The sequence below is a fragment of the Curvibacter gracilis ATCC BAA-807 genome (genome assembly GCF_000518645.1).
GTDB classification, from domain to species: domain Bacteria; phylum Pseudomonadota; class Gammaproteobacteria; order Burkholderiales; family Burkholderiaceae_C; genus Curvibacter; species Curvibacter gracilis.
Genome location: NZ_KI912466.1, coordinates 546403 through 562046 on the forward strand (window position 1 = coordinate 546403; position 15644 = coordinate 562046).

The 15644-nt window shown below is 69.6% G+C and carries 17 protein-coding genes; 2 read left to right on the forward strand and 15 right to left on the reverse strand.

Features of this window, described 5'->3' with window-relative positions:
* Nucleotides 1-71: 71 nt before the first annotated feature.
* From L880_RS0128110 to L880_RS0128125, 4 genes are read right to left on the reverse strand one after another with little or no spacing between them, the layout of a single operon-like run.
* A complete protein-coding gene (locus L880_RS0128110; protein ID WP_027478424.1) occupies nt 72-1259 on the reverse strand; it encodes an MFS transporter in 1188 nt (395 codons plus the stop codon).
* A 21-nt stretch (nt 1260-1280) separates the two neighbouring features.
* The gene (locus L880_RS0128115; protein ID WP_027478425.1) at nt 1281-1937 is read right to left on the reverse strand and encodes a methionine ABC transporter permease; all 657 of its coding nucleotides are present in this window, start codon (nt 1935-1937) and stop codon (nt 1281-1283) included.
* The gene (locus L880_RS0128120) at nt 1918-2997 is read right to left on the reverse strand and encodes a methionine ABC transporter ATP-binding protein (protein WP_051443643.1); all 1080 of its coding nucleotides are present in this window, start codon (nt 2995-2997) and stop codon (nt 1918-1920) included. The genes L880_RS0128115 and L880_RS0128120 overlap by 20 nt, the downstream gene beginning before the upstream one ends.
* Nucleotides 2998-3022: 25 nt before the next feature.
* A complete protein-coding gene (locus L880_RS0128125; RefSeq protein WP_027478427.1) occupies nt 3023-3832 on the reverse strand; it encodes a MetQ/NlpA family ABC transporter substrate-binding protein in 810 nt (269 codons plus the stop codon).
* 244 nt (nt 3833-4076) lie between these two features.
* Between L880_RS0128125 and L880_RS0128130 the strand changes: the two genes are divergently transcribed.
* On the forward strand, nt 4077-5153 hold the full coding sequence (locus tag L880_RS0128130) for an isopenicillin N synthase family dioxygenase (RefSeq protein WP_027478428.1): 1077 nt from the start codon (nt 4077-4079) through the stop codon (nt 5151-5153).
* 37 nt (nt 5154-5190) lie between these two features.
* Here L880_RS0128130 and L880_RS0128135 read toward each other — a convergent pair whose 3' ends face one another.
* The 11 genes from L880_RS0128135 to L880_RS33830 all read right to left on the reverse strand — a co-directional run bounded on the left by L880_RS0128135 (nt 5191) and on the right by L880_RS33830 (nt 14350).
* A complete protein-coding gene (locus L880_RS0128135) occupies nt 5191-6111 on the reverse strand; it encodes an ACP S-malonyltransferase (RefSeq protein WP_027478429.1) in 921 nt (306 codons plus the stop codon).
* Nucleotides 6108-7019 (reverse strand): triphosphoribosyl-dephospho-CoA synthase MdcB, encoded by a 912-nt coding sequence (mdcB, locus tag L880_RS0128140; RefSeq protein ID WP_027478430.1) that lies wholly within the window; start codon nt 7017-7019, stop codon nt 6108-6110. Before mdcB ends, L880_RS0128135 begins: the two co-directional genes overlap by 4 nt.
* A 4-nt stretch (nt 7020-7023) precedes the next feature.
* Nucleotides 7024-7704 carry a malonate decarboxylase holo-[acyl-carrier-protein] synthase gene (gene mdcG, locus L880_RS33825; protein WP_043330833.1) on the reverse strand — a complete coding sequence of 227 codons (681 nt, stop codon included), beginning with the start codon at nt 7702-7704 and terminating at the stop codon, nt 7024-7026.
* Between the two features lie 19 nt (nt 7705-7723).
* Nucleotides 7724-8434: a biotin-independent malonate decarboxylase subunit gamma gene (gene mdcE, locus L880_RS0128150; RefSeq protein WP_027478431.1), complete on the reverse strand. Its 711-nt coding sequence runs from the start codon at nt 8432-8434 to the stop codon at nt 7724-7726.
* Nucleotides 8431-9339 (reverse strand): biotin-independent malonate decarboxylase subunit beta, encoded by a 909-nt coding sequence (locus L880_RS0128155; protein ID WP_043330835.1) that lies wholly within the window; start codon nt 9337-9339, stop codon nt 8431-8433. The genes mdcE and L880_RS0128155 overlap by 4 nt, the downstream gene beginning before the upstream one ends.
* On the reverse strand, nt 9336-9698 hold the full coding sequence (gene mdcC, locus L880_RS0128160) for a malonate decarboxylase acyl carrier protein (RefSeq protein WP_027478433.1): 363 nt from the start codon (nt 9696-9698) through the stop codon (nt 9336-9338). The genes L880_RS0128155 and mdcC overlap by 4 nt, the downstream gene beginning before the upstream one ends.
* A 43-nt stretch (nt 9699-9741) precedes the next feature.
* Nucleotides 9742-11412: a malonate decarboxylase subunit alpha gene (gene mdcA / locus L880_RS0128165; RefSeq protein WP_027478434.1), complete on the reverse strand. Its 1671-nt coding sequence runs from the start codon at nt 11410-11412 to the stop codon at nt 9742-9744.
* Between the two features lie 9 nt (nt 11413-11421).
* Entirely contained in the window at nt 11422-12186 is a 765-nt protein-coding gene (gene madM, locus L880_RS0128170) for a malonate transporter subunit MadM (protein ID WP_027478435.1), read from the reverse strand.
* A 4-nt stretch (nt 12187-12190) separates the two neighbouring features.
* Nucleotides 12191-12604 carry a malonate transporter subunit MadL gene (gene madL / locus L880_RS0128175; protein WP_027478436.1) on the reverse strand — a complete coding sequence of 138 codons (414 nt, stop codon included), beginning with the start codon at nt 12602-12604 and terminating at the stop codon, nt 12191-12193.
* 177 nt (nt 12605-12781) lie between these two features.
* A complete protein-coding gene (locus L880_RS0128180; RefSeq protein WP_027478437.1) occupies nt 12782-13696 on the reverse strand; it encodes a LysR substrate-binding domain-containing protein in 915 nt (304 codons plus the stop codon).
* Nucleotides 13697-13777: 81 nt separating this feature from the next.
* The gene (locus tag L880_RS33830; protein WP_043330836.1) at nt 13778-14350 is read right to left on the reverse strand and encodes a TetR/AcrR family transcriptional regulator; all 573 of its coding nucleotides are present in this window, start codon (nt 14348-14350) and stop codon (nt 13778-13780) included.
* 76 nt (nt 14351-14426) lie between these two features.
* On the opposite strand from L880_RS33830, the gene L880_RS0128190 reads away from it, so the two are divergent.
* Entirely contained in the window at nt 14427-15614 is a 1188-nt protein-coding gene (locus L880_RS0128190; protein WP_027478438.1) for an MFS transporter, read from the forward strand.
* The last annotated feature ends 30 nt before the right edge of the window (nt 15615-15644 follow it).

The window sequence follows — 15644 nt, forward strand, 5'->3', positions numbered from 1 at the left end:
CGGCGCAGTGGAGGAAAAACCAGGGTCCGCCGCGGCGCGGGCCACGGCGCCGGCAGTATGACATGCAGAACTCAGGCGACCGGAGTTGGGGACGCCGCCGGTGGCCGGGACGGCAACAGCAGCAGGGCCAGCAGCGCGAGAGAGCCCAGAGAACCGGACAGGACGAGCGCCCAGGAGACCCCGTTTTCCAGCACCAGCCCGAACACCCAAGGCGCCCCGGCCTGGGCAAAACGCCCCGGGATCATCAGCAGGCCCTGCCTGTGCCCATAGCCCTGCGCGCCAAAAAGTGCCAGCGGCAAGGTGCCCTTGGCAATCGTGAGAACACCATTGCCGACCCCGTGCAACAGACCAAAGACCACGGCCAGCGAAGGCCCCCCGAGCAAGAGCAGCAAGACGCCCAGCGGGTGGCACGCACAGGCCAGGCGGGCCGACGTGAGCGCGGACACCTTGCGCAGCAGACCGAACTCCGCCAGCCGCGCTGCGACCTGGGCCGGACCGATCAGGCTGCCCACCAGGATGGCCGTGCCAAGCGAAGCCCCGGCGGCTTGAATCAGCCGTGGCAGATGGGTCGCCATCGCGGTGGACGTGAAGCCGATCACCGCAAAAGCCAAGGAGAGCAGGAACACCATGGCACGGCTGGGGGAGGCGGCCCCAGGTTCTGCCTGAGCCCCGTTGGACGGGGCCTGCATGGAGGCAGGGCCGGCCTGGCGGGGAAGTGAAACATGCAGCGGAAGCCCGATCAGCAGGTGCGCGGCGGCCCAGATGAAGCAGGCGTGACGCCAACCAAGATGAAGCTCCAGGTAGGCCGACAGCGGCCATCCCACGGTGCTGGCAAACCCCGCCATCAAGGTGATGCCCGTGATGCCCGCCCGGGCCTGGACAGCATCCAGGCGCACCATGGTGGCAAAAGCAGCCTCATAGAGGCCGGCCCCCATGCCCAAACCCAGCACCAACCATGCACCGAACAGGCCCACCCAACCCTGTGCAGCCCCCAGCATGGCCAGGCCGGCGGCAAACACGAGGCTGCTCAGTGTCAGCACCGGACGCCCGCCGAGGCGATCGATGGCCCGGCCGGCCCGCGCACCGATCAAGGCAGCCGCCACCATGGCCAGGCTGAACGCGGCATGGACCGTGACCACCGACACGCCGAGTTCACGGGCCATCGGCTGCGCGAGAATGGCCGGCAGGTAGTAGGTGGAGGCCCAGGCCAGCGTCTGGGCGGCGCCCAGCGTGACAACAGTGACGGCGTGAGGTCGCATCAGCCTTGGGCCGGTGGCCGATCAGCGCTTGTGGTCCACCCGCCGGGCCAGCCATTCGCCAGCGAACTGGATGAGCGAAACCAGGGCCACCAGGACCACGATCACCTCGAACATCACGCGCGTCTCGTAGCGCTCGTAGCCATAGCGGATGGCCAGATCGCCCAGGCCCCCGGCCCCGACGGCACCAGCCATGGCCGATGCGTTGATCATCGCGATGACGCTCACCGTCATGCCCCCGATGATGCCGGGCAAGGCCTCCGGCAGCAGCACATGGCGCACGATGTGCCAGCGCCGACAACCCATGGCCCGGGCGGCCTCGATCAGCCCGGGGTCCACATCGTTGAGACTGACCTGGGCGATGCGTGCATAAAACGGAATCAGGTTGATGGACAGCGGCACCACGGCGGCCCAGGTGCCCAGGGTGGTGCCCACCAGAAAGCGGGTGACGGGCAGCAAGGCCACCAGCAGGATGATGAAGGGAATGGCGCGGAACACATTGATCGTGATCGACAGCGCCTTGTTGAAGCGCGGGCGCGGGTACAGGCTTTTGGCGGCGGTGACGGTCAACACCACCGCCAGCAACAGTCCGGTCACGATGGCGATCACGGCCGACACGCTCACCATGAGCAGGGTCTCCAGGAAGGCCTGGACGTATTTGTCAATCAGTGGCGTGGACATAACCCAGGATCTCAAGGCGATCGGCCCCCAGGGCCGAGCGCGCGTTGTCGATGTGAAAGCCGCCGGCCGGCACGGACAGCAGCAGCCGGCCCTGCGCATGGCCCCGGATGCGATCCAGCCCCCCATGCAGCAAGGTGGCCCCGGGCCCCAGGGCCGCCAGAGCCTGCAAGGGCAAACCTTGTGGCCGGGACTCGCCAGCGCAGGCCAGGCTGAGCACAACCTGGCCCGGGCGCCCCTGCAGGTCGGGCACCAGGGTGGCGACCAGGTCGGTGGGCAGCTCGTGCTGCAGGGGCCGCAGCAAGGCACGGGTGGCATCGGCCTGGGGTTGCCCGAAGACGCGCCAGACCTCGCCGAGCTCGACCAGGCGCCCTTGGTCCAGCACCAGCACGCGGTCGCAGACCTCCCGTATCACGGCCATGTCGTGGGTGATCAGCACCACCGTGAGGCCCAGGCTGCGGTTGATGTCGGACAGCAGGGCCAGGATGGATTGGGTGGTCTCGGGGTCGAGTGCCGAGGTGGCCTCGTCGCACAACAGCACCTCGGGCTGATGGACCAGGGCCCGGGCGATGCCCACGCGCTGCTTCTGCCCGCCGGAGAGCTTGGCCGGGTAGGTGTCGGCCTTGTCGCGCAGACCCACCAGATCCAGCAGGGCATCGACACGCTGGGCGGCCTCGGTGGGCTTGACGCCGGCCACCTTGAGCGGAAGGGCCACGTTCTCGCGCACGGTCTTGGCCGACAGCAGGTTGAAGTGCTGAAAAATCATGCCGATGCGCCGGCGCAGCGCCACCAGGCCGTCCTCGTCGAGGAGATTCACCTCCACGCCATCCACGCTGACCCGGCCGCCCGTGGGCTCCTCCAGTCGGTTGATGGTGCGCAACAGGGTGGATTTGCCCGCGCCGCTGCGGCCGATGATGCCGAACACCTCGCCGCGCCGGATGTCGAACGACAGGGCCTCGAGGGCGGTCACCGGCCCCCCTGGCCCCGGGTATTGCTTGCGGACACGGTCAAAGACAATGTGCGGGCCGGTCTCGGCCAGCCCGCCTTTCAAAGGTTCAGTCATGCGGGGATGAGGTAGGAGGCTTGCCTCAGAACGCCGGGATGACCGAGCCCTCGTACTTCTTGAGGATGAACTGGCGCACCTCCTCCGACTGGTAGGACTTGACCAGGGGCGCCACCCAGGGCTTGGTCTTGTCCTGCTCGCGCACCACGATGATGTTGACGTAGGGGTTGTTGTCGCGCTTCTCGACCGCCAGGCCGTCGCGCGTGGCGATCAGCCCGGCCTGGTAGGCGAAGGTGTTGACGATGGCCGAGGCATCGAGGTCGTCCAGCGATCGGGCCAGCACCACCGAGGCGGCCTCGACCAGTTGCACCTTCTTTTTGTAGCCGGTGATGTCGGCGAGGCTGGCCGTGCCGAGCGCCGGGTTGAAGCCGTCGCGCAGGGTGAGCACGCCCTGGTCACGCAGCACCACCAGCGCGCGGGTCTGGTTGCTCGGGTCGTTCGGGATGCCCAGGCGGGCGCCCTCGGGCAGATCCTTGAAGGCTTTGAACTTCTTCGAATAGAAGGCGATTGGCGAGATGTAGGTGTCGCCCACCGAGGCCAGCTTGTAGCCTCGCTGCTGGATCTGATCGCGCAGGAAAGGCACGTGCTGGAAGGAGTTGGCCTCCAGGTCGCCGTTGTTGAGCGCTTCGTTCGGGCTGGCCGTGCCGGTGATGACGATGGGCTTGACGTTCAGGCCGTTTTTCTTGGCCACCTGGGTGACAACCTCCCAGATTTCCTCGTCCACGCCCCCCCGCACGCCCACGCGCAGGGTCTGACTGGGTTGCTGCGCCCAGGCGGCGGCGGTGGTGGCCAGGAGGGCGGCGGCGATGGCGCGCAGAGCGGTGCGTTTTTGCATGTGGGATCCAGTGAGTAGCGTTGACACGATGGCCCGCAGTCTAGGGAGGCCGGAGGCGCAAGGCTGCGAAGTTTTTGGAGTAAGCAAATGCCTTTCGCGGCGCCACGGCAGGCCCGCGGCCCAAAGACGTTTTGTGCGCGTGCTTCGGAGAAAAACGTCGTATGCATCGCCCGGACAGATCCCCACAATCTGCGCCATCGGACGCCTTGAGCCACAGGCCTGGCCACTTCTGGACAACACCCCCATGCCCCACACCACCGCACCCGCCACCCCCTTGCCTGTTCTGGAGCTGCAGCAGTTCATCGCCGGCGACGCACAGCAGCGGGCGAAGTTTGTGCAGACGCTGCGCGATGTGGCGCATGGGGTGGGCTTTTTCTACCTGCGCGGCTACGGTGCGGCGCCAGGGCAGGAACAAGCGCTTTTTGACGCCACCCGCGCTTTCTTCGCGCTACCGCCCGAACGCAAGCAGGCGCTGGCCATGGTGCACTCACCGCATTTCCGCGGTTACACCGGCCCGGGCCTGGAGATCACCCGCGGTGAGCGCGATTGGCGCGAGCAGATCGACATCGGGGCCGAGTACCCGGCCATCACCCAAGGGCCGGGGGTGCCGGCCTGGACCCGCCTGCAAGGCCCCAACCAGTGGCCCGCCGAGTTGCCGCAGGTGCGGGACCAGGTGGTGGCCTGGCAACAGACGCTGACCACGGCAGGCCGGCAGTTGCTGCGAGCCCTGGCCTTGGCCCTGGGTCAGCCCGAGGACCGATTCGACGCCGCCTTTGCAAGCACCCCGGTGCAGCACGTCAAGCTCATCCGCTACCCCGGTCAGGCCGCGGATGCGTCGCAGCAGGGCGTGGGTGCCCACAAGGATTCAGGCTGCCTCACGCTGCTGCTGCAGCACCAGGAGGCCGGCCTGCAGGTGCTGGACCGTCAAGCGCCGGGTGAGGTCTGGATCGATGTGCCGCCCCTCGAAGGCACGGTGGTGATCAACCTCGGTGAGGTGCTGGAGGTGCTGTCCGGCGGCTACCTGAGGGCCAACATCCATCGCGTGGTCAGCCCGCCGCAAAGTCGCGAGCGGTTGTCGATTGCGTTTTTTCTCAGCCCACGGCTGGATGCCGAACTGCCCCCGCTGGCACTGCCGCCCGAGCTGGCAGCCCGCGCACGGGGGGTGGATCGGGACCCACGCAACCCGCTGATCGCGCACACCGGTCGCAACCTGTTGAAGGGTCGCCTGAGGTCGCACCCTGACGTGGCCGAGCGCCACTACGCGGATGTGCTGGCGGCCGAGGGCCTTCAGCCAGGCGCGCCGGCCCAGGCCTACGCCTGAGGCGCGGCGAGCGGCGACTGGCGAAGCCGGTTCAGGATCAGGCCCCCGGGGCCATCAGCCAATCTGCCGCCACCCGGGGCGAGCGGAAATCCTCCAGCGCGCGCACCGGCACCTGCGGGTGCTGACGGGACCACATGGCGCTCAGCGCGCGGCCGGGGCCGATCTCGATCACGCGATCGACCTGGCGCTCGGCCAGGGTTTCCAGACAGGACGACCATTGCACCGTGTGGTCGATCTGCTGGCTCAGGGCGGGCCGCATCTGCTCGACCCGGCGCAAGGCAGCGCCGCTGGCGTTGGCCGCCACCGCGCAGCGCAGGGGCTGCCAGGTGATGCCGGCCAGGGTGTGGGCGAAGGACTCGGCGGCCGCGCGCAGGGCCGACGAGTGCGAGGCGATGCGGATGGGCAGGGGCTTGCAGTGCCCCCCTGCGGCCGCCAGCAAGGCCTCGGCCTGCTGCAGCAGCGCCACGCTGCCGGCCAGGATGAGGTGGTCCGGGCCGATGCGGATGGCGACCTCGAGGGGCCAGCCCGCCAGCTGGCGGGCAAGGCTGTCCTGGTGCAGGCCCGACACCGACAACAGCCCGCCGGGCACGCTGCCGGCGGCGGCGTCCATGGCCTGGGCCCGTTGCGCGGCCAGGGCCACGGCGACGGCCGGGTCGAAAGCGCCTGCACAGGCCACGGCCGCCAGCTCGCCGACGCTGTAGCCGGCCACGATGGCCGGCCCCTCGGCCAGGTGGGCCGACACCGCCCCCCAGGCGGCCAGCGACACGCCGGTGATCAGCACCTGCGCAAAGCGGTTGCGCGACAGCTCATCGGGATCACCCAGCCGGGCCCGCCAGTCGGTGCCCAGGTGCTGGGCCAGGGCCTGCAACGGACCGGCCGCCGAGGTGTCGGCCTCCAGCCAGGGCAGCATGTCGGGGTGCTGGCTGCCCTGGCCCGGAAACAGAATGGCGTAGCTCATGACCAGGCTTCCAGCACCGGGGATCGCGCCGGGTCAGCCAGCGGGCAGCCTGTCACGGCATCCAGCCAGCAGGCCGCGCCCAGCAGGTCGGCCGCGCCGCCGGGCGAGAGGCGGCGCGCCACGAACTGGGCGTGGATGGCCCGCGCACGCTCGGGCCAATCGGCCCCCTGGGCGCCGCCTTGGTTCAGAAAGCCGCGGGCCTGCTGGCGCGCGAAGTGCAGGCCCTCGATACCACCACGGTGAACCAGGTTGGTGTCGTCCAGCACCGCCAGGGTGGCGAACAAGGCCTGCACCCGGGCCCGGCGGTCGGGCCAGCCCGCACGGCGGGCCTGGCGCAGCGCCGGCAGGCAGACCTCGAACAGCACAGGAAAGCCCAGCGCGGCCTCGTCGCCCGCGCTGCGCAGCCCGTGTGCGCGGGCGGCGCGCTGGCCGTTCGAGGCCGGGGGGCGGCGGCGCACCTGGGCGGCGCGCTCGCTCAAGGCCGGGCCCCAGCGGCGGCACAGGGTGGCACGCAGGCCCTCGGCGTGCAGGGGCAGGCCCTGGGCCACGCGCCAGCCCGCGCTGGCGCACAACAGGCCCAGGCAGAACACGGCGCCGCGGTGGGTGTTGATGCCGCCGGTGGCGCGCAGCATGCGGGCCTCGGCCTGCAGGCCCAGGGCTTGCAGTTCATCGAAGGCCGCCTGGCGGGCACCGGCGCGCACCATGTGGGCGAAATAGTGGCGCAAGGCAAACAGGCTGCGCACGAAATGGCCCGCGTCCATGTCGTGGTGGCTGCCGGTGTCGCGCAGCGAAACCAGACCGGGCTTGGGCTCGAGCACCAGCTCGGCGTACAGGGCGCGCACGGCTTCGCGGGCCAGGCGAAACGCGGCTGCCTCGATGGACTGGGGGGGCTGGCAGGTCGAGGGCATGGCGTCAGGCCGGCAAGGCTTCTGCCCTGGGCTGGAGCGCGTCGAGGCCGATCAGGGCGATGCCATCGAGCCGTTTGGCCAGCACCTGGGGCACCTGCCCTTCCAACAGCTGGGCCATTTCGCGCCAGGCGACGGCATGCCCCGCCGGGAACACCAGCTCGCCATCGATGCGGCAGGGCAGGCTTTGGCTTGCCAGCAGGCGCACCACCGCTTGCGCGGCCGACAGATCGGGCACCGCCAGGCGCAGGTCCAGGTCGGATTCCTCGCGCACATAGCGCAGGCCGGTCAGGCATTGCCAGCCGAAGGAGCCATAGACCTGCACCGCGCCCACGGCGTGACCCAACAGCTCGCCCAGCGCAAAGTCCAGGGCCTGCGCCCGGCGCCGCCAGCGCTGCCGCACGGTGGCATCCGACAGCCTGGGAAAGCGGCCGCTGTAGGCGAGCTGGCTCAGCGGCAGCGCAAATGCCAGGCGGCGGCGCTCCCATTTGGCGGGTGCGGGCAGGCCCAGGGTGACGGCATCCTGCAAGGGGACACAGGGCTGCCGGCTCACCACCAGGGGCAGGCGCTGCGCGTGCCAGTGCCGGACGACGGCCTGGGCCACGGGGTCTGGCAAGGCCTGGGCGTGCAGCGTGGCCCAGCCCTCGGGCGTGGGCCAGACCAGGCTGTTGCGTTCGAGTTGCAGCATGACCGGCTCCTCGGGGGGGTCAGGCCTGGGCAGGATGCTCAGCCACACGCTGGGCCACCTCGGCCGCCAGCCGGCGGCCGCCGCGCTCGGCCCCATCGCGGGCGCGCTCATCGGTGGTGGGGGCCTGGGCCAGTGCCTCGCGCAGCTGGGCGGCCAGATCGCCGCGCCACAAGGCCCGCACGCCGCCCATGGCCACATAGTTCTCCACCCCCGGGGCGAACACCGGGTTGGACTCGGCGAGTGCGGCCAGGCGGGCTTCGTCGATCTTGGTCACCCGGGCCATGGCGGGCAGGCGCATGACGCGGATCTCGGCCTCCGGCAGGGCGTAGCAGGCGTCGGCAATCAGGCCCGAGGTGATGAAGCCGCCCGACAGCGCCTGGTCATACACCAGGCCGATCACGCGGTGGCCGCGCTGGCGGGCCAGTTCGATGCACAGGCCCAGGTGGGCCATGTAGCGGTTGATGCCCAGCAGCTCGTCGCGCCGGCGCAGGCGCTGGCCTTGGGTGTCGACCAGCAGCAGGATGGGGCGGCCGGGGTGGTCGCGCACCGTGTCGAGCACCGCACGGGCCTGGGCCAGGGCCAGCTCGATGCCGATGGCGGCGTGGTCGGTGGTGCCCACCACGGCCAGGGTCCGGCCATCGAGCTGGGCGGTGCCGCGCAGCAGTTCGCCTTCGCGGCTGACCTGATGGTGTTCACCGAACAGGCTTGGAAGCAAATCGGTCCAGATCATGGCTGGGCTCCTTCTTGGACAGCGTGTTTGAGCGAGCGCACATCGGCCGCGTCGAGGTTGACCACCGACGGCGCGTCGGGGATGCCCAGGTGGCGCCAGATGTCCACGGCGTCGGCACAGTCGCCATGGTCGGCCAGCCGTGCGGCCAGCAAGGCGTGCTCCTGCTCCAAGGCCTCCAGGGTCAGGGGGCGGGCCTGGCCCAACAGCTGCAGCGCAGCCTCGCGGAAGGCGCCCAGCTGGTCGTCCACCAGCACGTCGCAGTCGCCCATCAGGTAGCGGTGTTTGCCCCCGGTGGTGCGCCACACCAGGGCCCGGTCCTTGGCATCAAACTCTTCGACGCCGTGCGAGGACTCGATGACCTCGGGGCCTGACATGGACAGGCGCGCCGCGTCGCTCATGACCACGTGGTCGGCGCAGCGGGCCACCAGGCCCATGCCCCCAAAGCAGCCGTTGGCGCCCCCGATCAGCATCAGCGTGGGGATGCCCGCCGCCCGGGTGGCCAGCAGGGCGCGCATGACCTCGGACACCGCGATCAGGCCGGCATTGGCCTCGTGCAGGCGCACGCCGCCCGATTCGGCCAGCACCAGCACGGCGGCCGGCCGCAGGCGCAGCGCGCGCTGGAACAGGCCCACGAGCTTGGCGCCATGCACCTCGCCCACGCCCCCGCCCATGAATTCGCCCTCCTGGGCGGCCACGAGCACGGGCTGGCCGCCCAGCCGGCCCTCGCCCACGACCACGCCGTCGTCAAAGGACGAGGGCACGCCGAGCTGGCTCAGGTGCGGGCTCATGACGCGGGCCGAGGGGCCGAGGATCTCGGTGAAGGAGCCCGCGTCCAGCAGTTGCAGCACGCGCTCGCGCGCAGTGGATTCGGCGAAGCTCGCCTGCAGGGGGTTGGCAAGGCTCATGGCTGGGCGCTCCGCATCTGGGCCACGGCCTGGTCCAGCCGCAGGTTGACCACGGCGGGCGTGGCCCCCATGTCGTTGATGGAAATGAGCACGCCGCCCAGGGGGTGGCGGGCATGGAAGTCTTCGGCCACGGCACGCCAGATCGGGGCGAAGCCGCGGGCCGAGGTGCTGACCTCAAGGCGGCATTCGCCGCCGGCGCTGGTGCTGTCGCTGGTACGGGTGCCGTCGGCCAGCGGCTCGATCAGCACTTCGAGGTTGCCCGAGCCGACCACGCCGACCAGCACCGGCGCGAAGCGGCCGGCCGGCTGGGTGCCGGTGAATGAGAAATGGAGGGTTTCAAGCCCGTGGGGAATGCTCATGGTGTTGGCCTTGTTCGCTGTGGGTTTCGCCGTAGATTGCGCATCACCAGTTGCGGAAGCGCCTGGGCGGTTGGTAGAGGCCACCCGAGGCCCGCACCAGGTCGCGCATGGAGCGCGCCGCCAGCAGGTTGCGGGTGGCATCGCGCTGGTCGATGCCCAGGTCCTGGGCGCGGCGGATCACGCCGCGGTCGCGCAGGTTCTCGACCATGCGGCGGTCGCGCCCCAGGCCGATGGGGGTGTAGCCGGCCACGCCGCGGATGGCCTGCTCGCGCTCCTCGTCGCTGCGGCACAGCAGCAGGTTGGCAATGCCTTCTTCGGTGAGGATGTGGGTCACGTCGTCGCCGTAGATCATCACCGGCGGGATCTCCATGCCGGCCTGTTCGGCCAGCTGCCAGGCGTCGAGCTTTTCCACAAAGGCCGGCTGCATGTGTTCGCGAAAGGTCTCGACGATCTGCACCACCAGCTTCTGGCCACGCGGCATGGCGGCCACGCCGCCGCGCCCCTGGCGGGCCTGGGCACCGGCCTTGAGCCAGGCCGGCGACACATGGCGGCGGCCCCGGGCGTCGGCGCCCATGTTGGGGGCACCGCCAAAGCCCGAGATGCGGCCCAGGGTGGCGGTGGAGCTGTGGCCGTTGAGGTCGATCTGCAGCGTGCTGCCGATGAACATGTCGCAGGCGTAGTGGCCGGCCGCCTGGCTGAAGGCCCGGTTGCTGCGCATGCTGCCGTCCGGCCCGGTGAAGAACACATCGGAGCGGGCGCGGATGTAGTCCTCCATGCCCAGCTCGGAGCCGAAGGAGTGCACGCTCTTGACCCAGCCCGCTTCGATGGCCGGGATCAGGGCCGGGTGCGGGTTCAGTGCCCAGTGGCTGCAGATCTTGCCCTTGAGGCCCAGCGACTCGCCATAGGTGGGCAGCAGCAGCTCGATGGCCGCGGTGTCGAAGCCGATGCCGTGGTTGAGGCGCTGCACCCCGTATTCGGCATACAGGCCCTTGATGGCCATCATGGCCATCAACACCTGGATCTCGCTGATCTGCGCCGGGTCGCGGGTGAACAGCGGCTCGATGAAGTTGGGCTTGGGGGCCAGCACCACGAAGTCGACCCAGTCGCCCGGGATGTCGACCCGGGGCACGGCATCGACCAGCTCATTGACCTGGGCGATCACGATGCCGCTGCGAAAGGCGGTGGCCTCGACGATGGCGGGCGTGTCTTCGGTGTTGGGCCCGGTGTAGAGGTTGCCCTGGGCATCAGCGGCCTGGGCACACACCAGCGAGACGCGCGGCGTGAGGTCGACAAAGTAGCGCGCAAACAGCTCCAGGTAGGTGTGGATGGCGCCGATGCGCAGTTGCCCCGCCGACACCATCTTGGCCAGGCGGGCGGCCTGCTGGCCGGAGAAGGAGAAATCGAGCCGCGAGGCAATGCCGTTCTCGAACAGGTCCAGGTGCTCAGGCAGGGCCAGCACCGACTGCACCATGTGCAGGTCGTGCACCCGGGCCGGGTCGAGTTGGGTCAGCGCGCGGGCCAGAAAGTCGGCCTGCTTCTGGTTGTTGCCCTCCAGGCAGACCCGGTCACCGGGCTCGATGACCGCATGCAGCAGGGTGCCGATGGCCTGGGCCGCCACGGTCTTGCCCTGCAGCCGGGGGCCGAGGGCCTCGGCCGCCCGGACCTGCCGCGCCCGGCGGTTGCTTTGTTGGGTGTTCCAGTTCTTTTGTTCCATGGCAATGGCTCAGCCCACGAGGGCTTTGGTGGCAAAAAACAGCAGCGAGGGCCCCAGCAGGCAGCCCAGGCCGGTGTGAAAGGTGGCGACCAGCGCGCCATAGGGCACCAGCTTGCGATCGGTGGCGGCCAGCCCGGCGGAGACGCCGCTGACCGTGCCCGCCAGGCCACCGAAGACCATGGCGGAGCGCGGTGTCTTGAGGCGCAGGAAGCGCGCCGCCACGGGGGTGCCGACCATCACGAGGATGGCTTTCACGAGGCCGGTGGCGATGCTCAGGGCCATCACATCGGGGCTGGCGCCGATGGCCGCCCCGGTGACCGGGCCGACGATGTAGGTCACGGCGCCGGCGCCGATGGTGGTCATGCTCACGGCATCCGAGTAGCCAAAGCCCCAGGCGATGGCGGCCCCGACGATGAAGGGCAGCACGGTGCCCAGCAGCAGGGCCACCACGCCGATCAGGCCGGCCTTGCGCGCCTCCAGCGGCTGCACTTCAAAAGCCGTGGCGACGATGGCGAAGTCGCGCAGCATGGCGCCGCCCATGAGGCCGATGCCACCGAACAAGGACATGTCGGCCAGCCCCTTGTGGCCGCCCGTCTGGGTGCCGCCCCAGTAGGCCAGCGCCAGGCCGATGACGATGGCGATGGCCGAGCCGTGCACCCGGCCGAAGGTCAGGTGCTTGGAGATCTGCCCGGCCAGCAGGACGATCAGGCCGACCACGGCAAAGGCGGTGACCAGACCATTGTGAAGCGCTGCTTTTTCAAGAATGTCGAGCATGGTGTCACTCCTCGGCGGCCACGAGCGGGTTGTTCAGCTGGGCCGCATCGGGCGCCTGCGGGCTGAGCACCTCGGCCCGGTTGATCAGGGCGATCACCATGGCACACACGGCCACCGCCGCCACGGCCGACAGCAGCGCCACGGGCCCGCCACGCAGCGCCGAGACCATGTCCTGTTGTGCCGCCATGGCCACCACCACCGGGATGTACATGGCGCCCCAGTATTCGACGCCGAGCTCGGTGAGCTTGGGCAGCTTGTTGTTCTGCAGCATGTAGAGCCGGGCCGCCATGAGCAGCAGCATGGCGATGCCCACCCCGCCGACATTGGTCTTGACCCCGAGCAGCTGCCCGAGCAGGTCACCGATGAAGATGCCCAGCAAGTGGCAGGCCGCCAGCAGCGCTGTTCCGTAGATGATCATGTCTGTCTCCGTTTTTGTGATGTGCAAGGGTGAATCCCTTGGCGTGCATCGTAGGAAGGCAGACCGGCTGGATCAATTAACCTGGGCAGCGAACGTTTTCACGGTGCGCAACGGTTGCGGCGTGAGCGGGGTGGCCCCGTGTCGGAGCCGATGGCCGGGCGAATCGGCCCGCTGCGCTCAGCGCAGCGCGGCCTTGGCGCCGCGGCACACGGCCAGCAGGGTGAGCAGGTTGGGATCGCGCTCGCGGGTGCGCAGGAAGTTGAGCGCGATGGTCTGGCGCATCAGGAACCGGGGCTGCAGCGGAATGAAGCGCACCTTGTCAGGAAACACATCGCGCACCCGGCCGGGCAGCAGCGTGCAGCCCAGCCCGCCGCTGACCAGGTTCATGAGCGAGAAGATGTCGCCGGTCTGCATGACCACGTTCGGCGTGAAGCCGGCCACGCTGAACGACTGCACAAAGCCGTTGTAGGTGGCAAAGCCCTCCCCCAGGCTGACAAAGCGCTCGGCGGCACACAGGCTCAGGTCCACCTCGTCCAGCGCTTCGTAGCGCGAGCCCACGGGGGCCGCGAAATAGATTTCGTCTTCGAACAAAGGCTCGGACTCGATGTCGGGCGAGGCCGCCGGCATGGCCATCAAGGCCGCATCGATGGCGCCGTCGCGCAGCTTCTGCTGCAGGTCGTCGTTGGAGCCGAGCACCAGTTCGGCCATCAGCTCGGCCCGGCGCACCTTGAGCGCGATGATCACCTCGGGCACGGTCTTGACGGTGAGCGAGTAGAGCGAACCGATGCGGATGCGGCTGGCCGAGTAGCCGGCCACGTTGCGGGTGGTGTTGATGCCCTCGTTCATGCGCCGCAGCACATCGCGCGCCACCTCGGCCAGGGCGTAGGCGGCTTCGGTGGGGTGCAGGTTGCGGCCTTCGAGGCGGAACAGGCTGCAGCGCAGGCCCTCCTCCAGCGAATGCAGCGCACGGTGCACGCTGACCGTGCTCACATCGAGCAACTCGGCCGCGCGCGTGAGGTTGCCGGTCTCCATGAAAGCCAGCAGGATTTCAAGCTTGCGAAAGGTGATTTCCTCATCAACATGGAGACGCATGGGGGCCTGGCGGTTCGTCGTGGATCGCGCAATGGTAGTGCCTGGGCCGGGGCCCCCACCCCTGCGGGCGCCGGGCCCGGCTCATCGCTGAGCCTGGTCCATGCAGGACTGCACCCAGGTCTGCAACTGCTCCAGGCTCGGTGGCGCGGGGCCGAACAGGACCCGGAAGATGATGGGCGCCACCACGCCGTCCATCAGGGCTTGAGCGGTGGGCAGCACCTGACCCGACGACCTACCGCGCTGCAGGATCACGTCCAACTGGCCTTGCAGGTAGGCCGCGCACTGGCTGGGAGGGGCCGGCACGGTGCGCGACTGGCCTGCCAGAACATCCCGCATCAGGGCCCGACCGGGCTCGGAACTCATCTCTTCGAGGTACTGCTCGGCCCAGGCCAGCAGATCACCCTGCACGCTGCCCGTCTGGGCCGGCTCGGCATCGGCACGCCAGCGGTCCAGCGCCACATCGGCCAGCAGATCAGCCAGTTCGCCCCAGCGGCGGTAGAGGGTGGACGGGGTGACGCCGGCGCGCGCGGCGATCAGCGGCACGGTCAGCGACGCGCGCCCTTGTTCGGCGATCAGGTCGCGCACGGCCTGGTGCACGGCCGCTTGCACACGGGCACTGCGTCCACCAGGGCGAAGACCGGCTTTGGGGTTCATGGCGCGATGCTAAAGCAAAAAATATGCGTTAGTGCTCTAATGCTTTAACGCAAAAAATTTGCTTTAGAAGACTGCCATGGCCGCCCTCCCCCATCCCCCCGCCGCAGCCCGCCACTGGAGCCCCCGAGCCGCCTTGTGGCTGCTGGCCTCCATCGTCGTGAGCTTTCTGGCCGCCTCCAGCGCCCCCTCGCCTCTGTACGCGCTGTACCGCGAGGCCTGGGGGTTTTCGGCCCTGACGCTGACCCTGGTCTTTGCCAGCTATGCCCTGGCCTTGCTGGGCGCCTTGCTGGTGCTGGGCAGCTGGTCGGACTACCGTGGTCGGCGCAGCGTGCTGATCGGGGCCCTGGTGCTGGAGATGGGCGCCACCGTGCTGTTCTGGTGCGCCGACTCGGTGCCCTGGCTGCTGGCCGCCCGCGTCTTGCAAGGGCTGGCCACGGGCATCGCCACCAGCACGCTGAGCGCCGCCTTGATCGACCTGGACCGCGACCGCGGTGCCTTGCTCAACAGCGTGGCGCCCATGGTCGGCATGGCCCTGGGCTCCCTGGGCAGCAGTGTGCTGGTGCAGTTCGCGCCCGCACCGACCCAGTTGGTGTTCGAGTGCCTGCTGGTGCTGTTTGCCCTGCAGACCGGGGCCGCACTGGCCCTGTCTGAAACCGTGACGCGCCGGCACATGCCCTGGCGCACGCTGTGGCCCCGGATCGCCCTGCCCGCGCAAGCGCGCCCGACCCTGCTGCGCATCCTGCCGGTCAACACCGCCCAATGGGCCCTGGGCGGCTTCTACCTGTCGCTGGGCCCCAGCCTGGCCCGCCTGGTGACCGGCAGCCAACAACCCATCGTGGGGGGCGCGCTGATCACCTGCCTGGTACTGACCGGCGCCGTGGCCATCCTGCTGGTGCGCCAGCGGCCGGCGCACACCGCCCTGCTGGGCGGGACCCTGGCCCTGGGCCTGGGGCTGGCCATCACCCTGATCGGCATGGTGCTGCCCAGCGGCGCGGCCTTGTTTGGCGGCACCGTGGTGGCCGGCCTGGGTTTTGGGGCCGCCTTCAATGGCTCGGTGCGCAGCCTGGTGAGCCTGGCGCAGCCCGAAGAGCGCGGCGCGCTGATGGCCGGCTTTTTCTCGCTGAGCTACCTGGCCTTCAGCGTGCCCGCCGTGCTGGCGGGCCTGGCCGTGGGCGTGTTCGGACTGGCCGCTGCGGCGCTCGGGTTTGGGCTGGCGCTGCTGGCCCTGTGCCTGGTCGCGGGGGGGCTGATGCTCAGGGCTTGAGCGGGGCGAGAACAGGCCAGAGAGAACAGG